The sequence below is a fragment of the Bacillus sp. HY001 genome (assembly GCF_007558965.1).
GTDB classification, from domain to species: domain Bacteria; phylum Bacillota; class Bacilli; order Bacillales; family Bacillaceae_G; genus Bacillus_A; species Bacillus_A mobilis.
The window spans coordinates 1-9,997 of sequence record NZ_VLTE01000092.1; the positions used below are offsets into that span (position 1 = coordinate 1).

The 9,997-nt window shown below is 33.3% G+C and carries 7 protein-coding genes and 1 pseudogene; 7 read left to right on the plus strand and 1 reads right to left on the minus strand.

The genetic code is table 11. From position 1 onward, the window contains the following. Nucleotides 1-238: 238 nt before the first annotated feature. Together FOT98_RS27440 and FOT98_RS27445 are read left to right on the plus strand one after the other, a co-directional pair. Nucleotides 239-346: pseudogene (locus tag FOT98_RS27440) on the plus strand (transposase); the annotation flags it as partial. An 11-nt stretch (nt 347-357) separates the two neighbouring features. After that, nucleotides 358-1,470, plus strand: a complete 1,113-nt coding sequence (locus tag FOT98_RS27445; RefSeq protein WP_000160678.1) for an RNA-guided endonuclease TnpB family protein — start codon at nt 358-360, stop codon at nt 1,468-1,470. Between the two features lie 317 nt (nt 1,471-1,787). Here the strand turns inward: FOT98_RS27445 and FOT98_RS27450 are convergent, their stop codons facing one another. Continuing rightward, the gene (locus FOT98_RS27450; protein WP_000564661.1) at nt 1,788-2,393 is read right to left on the minus strand and encodes a MerR family transcriptional regulator; all 606 of its coding nucleotides are present in this window, start codon (nt 2,391-2,393) and stop codon (nt 1,788-1,790) included. Nucleotides 2,394-2,979: 586 nt separating this feature from the next. Between FOT98_RS27450 and FOT98_RS27455 the strand changes: the two genes are divergently transcribed. The 5 genes from FOT98_RS27455 to FOT98_RS27475 form a co-directional block, all read left to right on the plus strand. After that, nucleotides 2,980-3,315, plus strand: a complete 336-nt coding sequence (locus FOT98_RS27455) for a hypothetical protein (RefSeq protein WP_000098927.1) — start codon at nt 2,980-2,982, stop codon at nt 3,313-3,315. 26 nt (nt 3,316-3,341) lie between these two features. Beyond that, nucleotides 3,342-4,649 (plus strand): plasmid replication protein RepX, encoded by a 1,308-nt coding sequence (gene repX / locus FOT98_RS27460; protein WP_000918313.1) that lies wholly within the window; start codon nt 3,342-3,344, stop codon nt 4,647-4,649. 436 nt (nt 4,650-5,085) lie between these two features. Then, nucleotides 5,086-6,372, plus strand: a complete 1,287-nt coding sequence (locus FOT98_RS27465) for a replication-relaxation family protein (protein ID WP_000837871.1) — start codon at nt 5,086-5,088, stop codon at nt 6,370-6,372. 191 nt (nt 6,373-6,563) lie between these two features. Continuing rightward, a complete protein-coding gene (locus tag FOT98_RS27470) occupies nt 6,564-6,950 on the plus strand; it encodes a hypothetical protein (RefSeq protein ID WP_000365750.1) in 387 nt (128 codons plus the stop codon). Nucleotides 6,951-6,967: 17 nt separating this feature from the next. After that, nucleotides 6,968-9,997, plus strand: a 3,030-nt coding sequence (locus FOT98_RS27475) for a DNA translocase FtsK (RefSeq protein WP_144291189.1), incomplete at its 3' end; no start/stop codon positions are given.

Genomic DNA, 9,997 nt, shown 5'->3' on the forward strand with positions numbered 1-9,997 from the left:
GTGTGTAAATACTGTTATTTTCGTATGTAGGTTGAGTGGTGATTGAACGGTTGATTTCATTGCATTAAACCTAATTGTAATCAGTCAATTAATCACCGGTCAATCATATTACTATTTTAGAATGAATGATTAGCGAATGGTTGAGTGATCGAGTGAAGGTGTAAGTTTTGAATAAGAATAAACTGTTTTTTTTATGATTAATATAAAAATAGTTTCATACTACTAATTAAGTAGTATGAAACTATTGAAAGAGATGTTTTGGTCAAGAGGTTTTTGCTTACTAACTACTGGTGGTTCATCAATAGACGTAGTAAAAAAATATATTGAAAATCAAAGTGAAAAGTGAGGTGAAATGATATGACAAAGCATAATAAAGCATATAAATTCCGTTTGTATCCAACAGGAGACCAAGCACATCTTATGCGTAAAACCTTCGGTTGTGTACGTTTCGTGTATAACAGAATGTTAGCCGAACGGAAAGAAGCGTATGAAAAACACAAAGATGATAAGGAACAACTAAAGAAACAAAAGCTTCCCACTCCTGCGAAATACAAAGCAGAATTTGAGTGGTTAAAAGAAGTTGATTCATTAGCACTGGCAAATGCTCAACTAAACTTGCAAACTGCCTATAAGAATTTCTTTCGTGGTCAAAATGACTTCCCAACATTCAAAAGCAAAAAAGACAGAAAGTCTTATACAACGAATGTAGTGAACGGAAATATTATGTTGCTTAACGGTCATATTAAATTGCCAAAACTGAAAATGGTACGTATCAAGCAGCATAGAGAAATACCACAAGACCATGTAATCAAGTCATGTACGATTTCTATGACACCTACTGGTAAATACTATGTGTCTATCTTGACTGAATACGAAAAAGAGATTGTACAAAATGAAGTAGAAACAGTTGTTGGATTAGACTTTGCGATGGATCGATTATACGTTAGTTCTGAGGATGAGAGAGCCAATTATCCTAAGTTCTATCGTGAAATGTTAGACCGATTAGCAAAGGCACAACGAGTATTATCAAGAAGAACAAAAGGTTCTATTCGTTGGAATAAACAACGTATCCGTGTAGCTAAGTTACATGAAAAAGTAGCGAACCAACGTAAGAACTTCCTTCATCATAAGTCTAAAGAGTTAGCTACTCATTTTGATGTTGTAGCTATTGAAGATCTAAATATGAAAGGCATGTCGCAAGCACTTCATTTTGGAAAAAGCGTCGCTGATAATGCTTGGGGTATGTTCACTTCTTTTTTAGCTTATAAACTACACGAACAAGGCAAACAACTTATGAAAATAGACAAATGGTTTCCTTCCACAAAAACATGTAGCAGTTGTGGAAATGTGAAAAACATGTCATTGTCTGAGCGAGTATATTCTTGTATATGTGGTGTAAATCTTGATAGAGATTATAACGCAGCTATCAATATCAAAAATGAAGCAATACGCCTATTAGCGTTGGCATAGATAGCAATAAAATAACCCTTGGAACGAGGGGGTTAGCTCGGTTGTCTTAGGACAAATTCGTTAGCTATCAAAAGTAACGACTAACCGAGAAGCCACCACTTCAAACAGTCCATTAGGACGTTAAGTGGCGGGTAGTTCACAGATTGGAAGAAATAGAATTAGAAAACTCTTTGTATAGCAAAATAAACCTAAGTTCTATGATTATTATAAGTTTAAAACAATAGCTGTGAATGAATCATATTGATAATCAATGAACTAAGCTTTTGAAATGATATTAAGAATAAGCAAAATAAAAAGGCTATCAAATGATAGCCTTTTTATTTTTTTCCAAAAAGCTTAGAGAAAAAGCCGCCTTTTTGTTCAGTATTCTCTTGTCGCTGAGCATTAGCACTTTTTTGTTCTTGAATTAATCGTATAGTACTCATTAACTTTTCGTCACGTTCCTCTAATCGCTTATTGATTCTATCGAAATTATCCTGACTTTGTTTAGCCACCGCAGCGAAGAATTCCATATTTTGTTTTGTTAATTCTTCAGTCACTTTAGCTGTAACTTCCTCAGTAATTTTTTCCGTCAAAGCTTCTATAAAGTCTGGATTGACCTGTTGTGCTTTAACTAGTGATGTTTCTTTTGGTTCACCATCAGCGTCAACATCTTCAGCATAAACATTGCGAATAACCGTCGGATCCATATCTAAAAGCCCAACAATTTCGTGCTTTTTCTTTGACTCAGAATAATAATGTTTAATCTTTTTTACTGTATCAATACTATCCTCATGAACATATTTAAGTTGGCGTTCTTTTTTTATGTTCAAGTACTCATCGAAATCATTCAACCATCTACGAAGAGTACTTTCAGGAATATCAAGCATGGTTGCTACTTCAGATACGCGATAATAACCATCGCTTAACTGTTCATCAATCATTTGCTCACCACCTAACTATATGATGCCTGTCCTATAATACATTATATAAAAATTCTATAGAAACTAAAAGAACCCCTTTGTAGATTACATAAAATATCATGGACTTTTATACCTGATCACTCAATCATTCACTGCTCATTTATTTAGCTGCATACCAATAATACCTATGTTATCGAGCGGTGATTAGTCGGGTGAGCGTGATTAACACTTGATTATGTACAAAATCACCTTAAAATTCTGTGAACTGAACTAAAAATTTTACATGGATTTTCACTTATTAAAATGCATCTTTTATAATCATTACGTATTCATTACAGTGTTTATTACCGTAATAAATGCGTAACAATTAAAATATTAATTACGGTAATTATTACGGAAGTATTTAAAGTATTGATTTAATAAGATTCTTGATTATCATCCGTAGATGTATTATAGTTAGTACATACAATACTTCGGAAATATATACCGAAGTATTTACGGCTTTTATAACGGTATTAAATTCCGTATAATTATCTTGTCTTTTTGTACCTATAGATAAAATTTATTATTTATTAAAGGTGGTGTGAAATTATTGTCTAATATATCAATGAGTAGTAGTGAAATTATTGATGTGCTTTGTGAGAATTTAAATGATGGGATTTGGGCTTTACGTGTGCTATACGCCGAGGGCGCAATGAACAAAGAAAAGTTATGGGATTATATCAACCAATATCATAAAGACTATCAAATTGAGAATGAAAAAGATTATGAGGGTAAAAAAATACTTCCATCGCGATATGCTTTAGATATTATGACTGCAAGACTTGAAGGAGCAGGGTTAATATCTTTCAAAGCAATAGGACGTGTTCGAATTTATGACGTAACAGATCTAGGAAATGTTTTAATTAAGGAACTGGAAAAACGAGTTGAGAAAAACAACTAAAATATATATTTGAGGAGGATATACATATGGCAGGCAATTTTTCAGAAATCGAAAGCCAAGGAAATATTAGTTTGAAATTTGGATTCTTAGGACTAGGTATGGGTGGATGTGCAATCGCAGCAGAGTGCGCAAATAAAGAAACACAAATTAAAAATAACAAATACCCATATCGTGCGATTCTTGTTAATACAAATAGTCAAGATTTTAATAAAATTGAGATTAAAAACACAGGGAACGTCCGTAAAATACAGTTAGAAGGATATGAACAAGGTGCAGCTCGTAATCCACAGGTTGGAGAGGAAGCATTTGTAAAGCATGAAACAAAGATTTTCGAAGCGGTAAAACAGGAATTTGAAGATCGTGATTTTATTTGGATTACGTGTGGTCTAGGTGGAGGAACAGGAACTGGTGCTCTATTAAAGGCTATTGAAATGCTCTATGAACATGATTACAATTTTGGATTGTTACTGACTTTACCACGTGATGCTGAGGCTTTAAAAGTATTAGAAAACGCAACTTCACGCATTCGTAGTATTGCTATGAACCAAGAAGCTTTTGGCTCAATTGTATTAATAGATAACGCTAAACTATATAGAAAATTTGAAGAGGAAAATCCAAGTGCTTTAGCAAACGAATATACTAGCTATAGTAACAAATATATTGCTGATGCATTACATGAGATTAACCTAGTTACTTCATCATTTACACCGTTTTCAGATACACATTTTGATGCGAGTGAATTTGCTCAAGTAATTAATACACCAGGCGTTTTATCATTAGCAAAATTAGAACTAAAATCAAATCAATTAGACACTGAAAACCCGCTAGGTTACTTGACTCAATTAGGTAACGCACTAGAAAAAGGCGTTTTATACGATACAGAAAGAGAAGAGCTAGAAAGTGCTAAAAAAAGCGCGCTATCTATCGTTACATCACCGCTGCGAGCAGGGCGATTATACAACTTCTCATTCCTTAATCAAATGGAAAACTTCTTAAAAGAAAGAACTCCATATGTAGATGAACGTCCTATAGCTCCATACGTTAATAAACATACAACAAAAAAAGAAGAGGATATAGTAAAATTCTATTCAGTTGTTGCAGGACTTCCATTACCAAAACGTGTTAGTGATATTATTGATGAGATTACGAGAATTAAAGAAGAACGTGAGCAAGCTAATTCAAAGAAATCCAATGCTGTTTTAAATAAACTTTTTGCATTTGATGATTCAGTACAAGAAGAAAAACCTAAAAAGAAAAAATTAAATTTTGGTGCTGAACCTGAAGTAGAAGTTGCTGACGATTCACAACCAGCAAAGAAGAAATTATCATTCTAAACAATAGACCGACAAATATAATTTTGTCGGTCTTTTTCTATTTCAATAGCAAAAAGAAACTACAATGCACAAGTGATTAATCTATTATATTTTCTGTATGTGTAACATGTCTTTATATAATGTAATTGTTTAAATAAATTGTTAGGCCGTCCTAACGATTTTATTCCAATACTTGAACCTTTAAAAAATTGTTCGGTTAAAACATGTCTTCCGTCCGAACAATTTTAAAAGAACTGAAAGACTATATAAATCAATGTTTCTAGCTAATTTTTAGGAAGAGAAGTAATCCAAACTTCAGCGTACAAGTTTTAGTATCTAGATTAAAGCAAATTCAGCTTAAACTTTTAATAATTTACAACTAAATTTTGCTGTAATAAGATATATAGAAATGGTTGTTATTTATTGAAAATACATTCGAGTTATGGAGTTGCATATAATGAAAAGTAAAACGTATAAATATACAAGCAAAGGTACACAGAAATCTTTTCGTTTAAAAGAGGCCGATATATTTGTATTTACATTTTTATATTACAAAAGGTATCTTACTACACGACAAATTACTCAGCTTTATAGTGCATTTGAGGGTAGAGATTTTTCTGAGGATAGTGTGTTTACGAAACTTAATCGTTTTTCAAAATACGGTGCTATCCTGACTAAAAAAATTGATAAAAGAGATGATAGTATAACCAGACGTGCGACATTCTCCTTAAAAGATAGAATGGTTGATTACCTTCAAGAATTAGGAAGGATTCCTGCAGGATCTTCAAAACGTAGATATTCTTCTTCAATCTCACTACATACACTCTGCTCAAGAGAAATATTAGTACGCACACTTTTGGAAGTGTCGAAAAAGACCAATACGAATAAATTATTATGCGAGTTAGATATTCGCTCATATCATCAAAAACAAAAGAAAACAGAAATTGAAGATGCAGGGTTACTTCTAATTCCTGATGAACACATTTCATATAAAGACAAAAATATTTACATTGAAATGGATATGTGCAAAGAAACCAATGCTACCTTAGTTGAAAAGGTGGGGAAGTATATTGAATATGCACAAAAAAACACTAAAAATATAACTGTTGTTTTTGTTATGTATGACAAGTCGATGTTCCTTGCAGAAGATGCAGAACCTCCATACGTACGTATGAAGAATCTCTTATTTTCTATGCGAGAATATCATGAACATTTAATGAATCTACCAAACCTAAATATGCACATCTGCTCTTTGAAAGAAGCTGGAGATGTTATTTCAGATATTCTTCTAGGAATAGATGATAATCAAAACTTTGAACAAGATATTCTCTTACCTTTATCTAAACGTACAGTAGGAGATGCTGATTGGCGCTATGCATTTGTTGAAACAGTTCAAACATTTAAAGAGAAAATAGATGGTGGTCTTAGACGAACGTATAAGAGAGATAAAGATGTAATGCAAGATTTCTTCTTTATTTTTGGGAATGAAAATGATTACCGAATGATTGCTAGATTAGACGATGTTGTGTTTTCAAGAAGAGAAGGTGATGAAGGGGTGCCGCTTGTTGTGATTTATCCAAAGCGCAAAAAGGCTAGAGATATACTTTTAATGGACACGTATGACAACGTATTACTGCTATCCCTCCAAAATGAAGGTGTTACTATCGATGCGGATGAACAGATCATGGCACGTACTGCAAATAACATACATCCGAAAAGACGCAAGCTTGTTGAATTATATTAATCGTTAATTTTTTATATACTTTTATACAATTTTATTGATTTTTATTATTTAAGGTGATAGAATTACGTTTGAACTAAACACAAAAAACTACAATCAAATCAGAACATATGAAATTAAGGCAAGCGACACACGCTGTTTTTACAGTGGGTGTCGCTTGCCTTTTTTTATATGGAGAAAGGTGGAAAATCAAAATGGATTTACAATATGCAACTACTACTACTGGGGGAGTGCTCTCTGCTAGAGAAGCATTTAAAAACCCGGAACTAGTCCTTAATCATATTACAGAAGAGGGGGCAACGTTTAGTGTTTCTCTACAAGATATCCAAATTCCAGGGAAACCAAATTTCTATTGGTACGATGTCATAATTGAAACGGCAACGGATAAAAAGATTGAGGTAAATATCGCGGTACTTTCTCAAGAAGAATACAATCAACTCTGTGAAAGAGAGAGTATTGATTTATATTTAAAACAAACTGAAGATGCAGCAAAATTCTTTCTCGAAAAATCAAAGGAACTATTCCAACCAGAATTCAATAATCGATTCCAGTTTAAACATAAAGCTCAACTATATCTGTAAGAAGTAGGTGAGCCTATATGGAGACATTTAAACAACGATTACCGTTATTTACTACAATCGGCTTAATTAGCGGATTTATTCTTTCATTTGGATTCGGTTTAGTAAACTACATCAAGTTACTCTACTATGCATTTGAACCACCGTCTTATCCTATAGAAATTACATATGTACCGCTTATTTTAATGTTCTTTTCTTTACTATTAGGAGAGTTTAGCTTTAGGTTTTACAGCCGTATTCCAGCTTTACATATAAATAATGGGAAACTAATAATCTTGGTTGCTTCCCACTTTGCGGTTGATATTCAATTTTTATGGTTTGCAACTGCTCCGATCCATGCAAAGGTTATTCCTTATCTAGCGGATAAATCAAAACATCTTAATTTTGGTGAGTATGAAGCCTTAGGTCATGTCTTAACAGGTAATTTTCACACACTCACTATGATTTTTGTATTTTTACCAACAGTATTTATGATTTTGTTTACACTTTGGTATAGTGGGCATATTGTTCGCTACCGAGAAGAGATATTAAAGTGGGTACAAAAATACGAATATAAAAATCACAAATTACAAAAATGGTTTAATAGCCAAGAAGAACAAATATATCCTGATGTAGAAATTGGACCGCATATTGAGCATAAAGAGATGGTTCGTATTAAGGGGAAAGATAGAACGTTAAATTGTATTATTATTGGTCCTATTGGTTCTGGTAAAACATCTAGTTTAATTATTCCCATGATTAATCAAGATTTACATTGGATGGCGCGTTTTATCAATAAGTTCATAAATGTCTTTAAAAAGAAGGATTATCATACAGAAGAAGTAAAAGGAACATTTTTAAATGGTGTGACTGTTATCGAACCGAGTAATGATTTATGCCAAAAGGTTTTTAAGTTAGTGCAAGCACATAAAATACCTGAAAGTGCAGTTTACTACATTGATCCAACTAATCCTGATACCAAAAATATAAACATTCTGCGAGGACCAGTAGATAAAGTAGCAGAAGTTTTCGCAATGGTTATTCAAGGTTTGTCTGAATCTAACAATGCATTCTTTGAACAAGCGCAGCGTAACCACCTTAAACAACATATCTATTTATTAAAGCTTCACAACCCACAAAAAGATGTTACCTTCGACGATTTGATTGAGATGTATGACGATGTAGAACGTGTTCACCGAATGCATAAGCTATTAAAGGTACAGGTCGAAAAGTTATATGATTTTGTTCAAAGTGGAGCAGCTTCACGTGACCAAAAAAATGAATATAAAATTATAAAAGGTATAGACGAATGGTTTGATAATACCATTCGTGAAAAGCTGGATTTTCAAGGTGAACCAGCCGTTTATAAATCGGGAAAATACCGCGGACAACCGATGCATTATGACAGAGAAGAAGAATATGTAAAAGGTTTACGCAACATATTAAAAGATTTAGCTTCAAACGTTTTAATACGACGTGTTTTATTTGGAAAATCCGATTTTGATTTCGATGTTCATTTAGAGCAGGGTGGGATTTTGTTAGTCAATACGGCAAAAGGAGAATTAGCAGACCTTTCAAACGTATTAGGAAAATTTGTATTGTTAAGTATGCAAAATGCAGTATTCCGTAGAGATCCAAACGTCTCACCTTACCATCATATTATTGTCGATGAGTTTCCGGATTACGTTGTGCGGCCGTTTAAAGAATTCCCTGCACAATCTCGTAAATATAAAGTAATTTTAACAATCGCTAGCCAAACACTATCGCAATTAGCTCTCGACTTCACAGAGCAATACATGTTTACTTTACTAGGTTCATTCCGTAACAAAATGATATTTGGAGATGTAACACCATATGATGCAAAAATTTTCTCTGACATGTTTGGTGAGAAAGAGGAATTTAAAGAGGCAGAATCCGAACAGGGCATTTCTCCTATGCAAGAGAATCCAGTTAGTCGACTAGGATCAACCTATCAAAAAACGAAAGAAGTTGTTATGTCACCAGGAGATATCATGGCACAAGGGGCATTCATCTGTGCTGCTCGTATCGTACAAGATAATCATGTGCAACCTGTACAACAAATCACAAGTAACTTTGTACCAAAAGAAGAATTTGCCCAAGCAATTATTCAAGTAGATACAAAAACAGGTGAATATTGGGAAAATGAGCGTCTTCGCCTTATTAATGAATCTATAGAAAAAGCTAATCCTATGAAGCATGTAGATGCAGAAAACATGAAGAAAATACAACCATTACCACCTATACAAGAAGGTGAGATTGAACAGAATAACTCCATAGAAACAAACGAGGAGCATCAACACATTGTATCATTGGAGGATTATAAGGGACAAAAGTCTCAAAATGAAACCTTATCTAATGATCCTGCAGCAATGAACCAGCAGGGGAATGTTGATGATGAAGTTGAAAATAAGTTGTATGAAGATATTAAGGAATTTATTATCGAATCACAACAAGTCTCGCCATCTCTTCTGCAAAGAAAATTCAAGATTAGCTATATGAAATCTATGCAATATATTGAGAAGTTAGAACAAAATCTAGTTGTAAGTTCTTACACAGGGGATGGTCCTCGTAAAGTATTAATTTCAAATAATAGTAGTACATCAGAAGAAACAAGTGTTATTACTACTCATTCACCTGACAATACTATTTCACCGGAAGTAGCAATTCCAATTGAAGGCGAAGAAATCGAACAAGAGGAAACTAGCTCCTTTAAGGATATTCTATACGAAGATGTTTTAAGTTTTGTGAAGGAATCGGGAAGTATCTCTATATCTGTACTACAAGACACGTTTAAAATTAGTTATACACGTGCATCGAGATTAATAGATGCCTTACAACGAAATGGTGAACTGCCTGTTATAGCAGAAGAAACACATGTAGAAAGTATAAGCTCTGAAATAAAAGAACCGGCCGTGAAAGAAGATATTAAAGAAACCATAGATATAGCATTACCTCCTATGGAAGAATGCTATGAAATAAACATGGAGGTAGCAGAACTAAACAAAGAATTATCTATTACTATGTTAGAGCAAGATTGGAATAAAGATTCC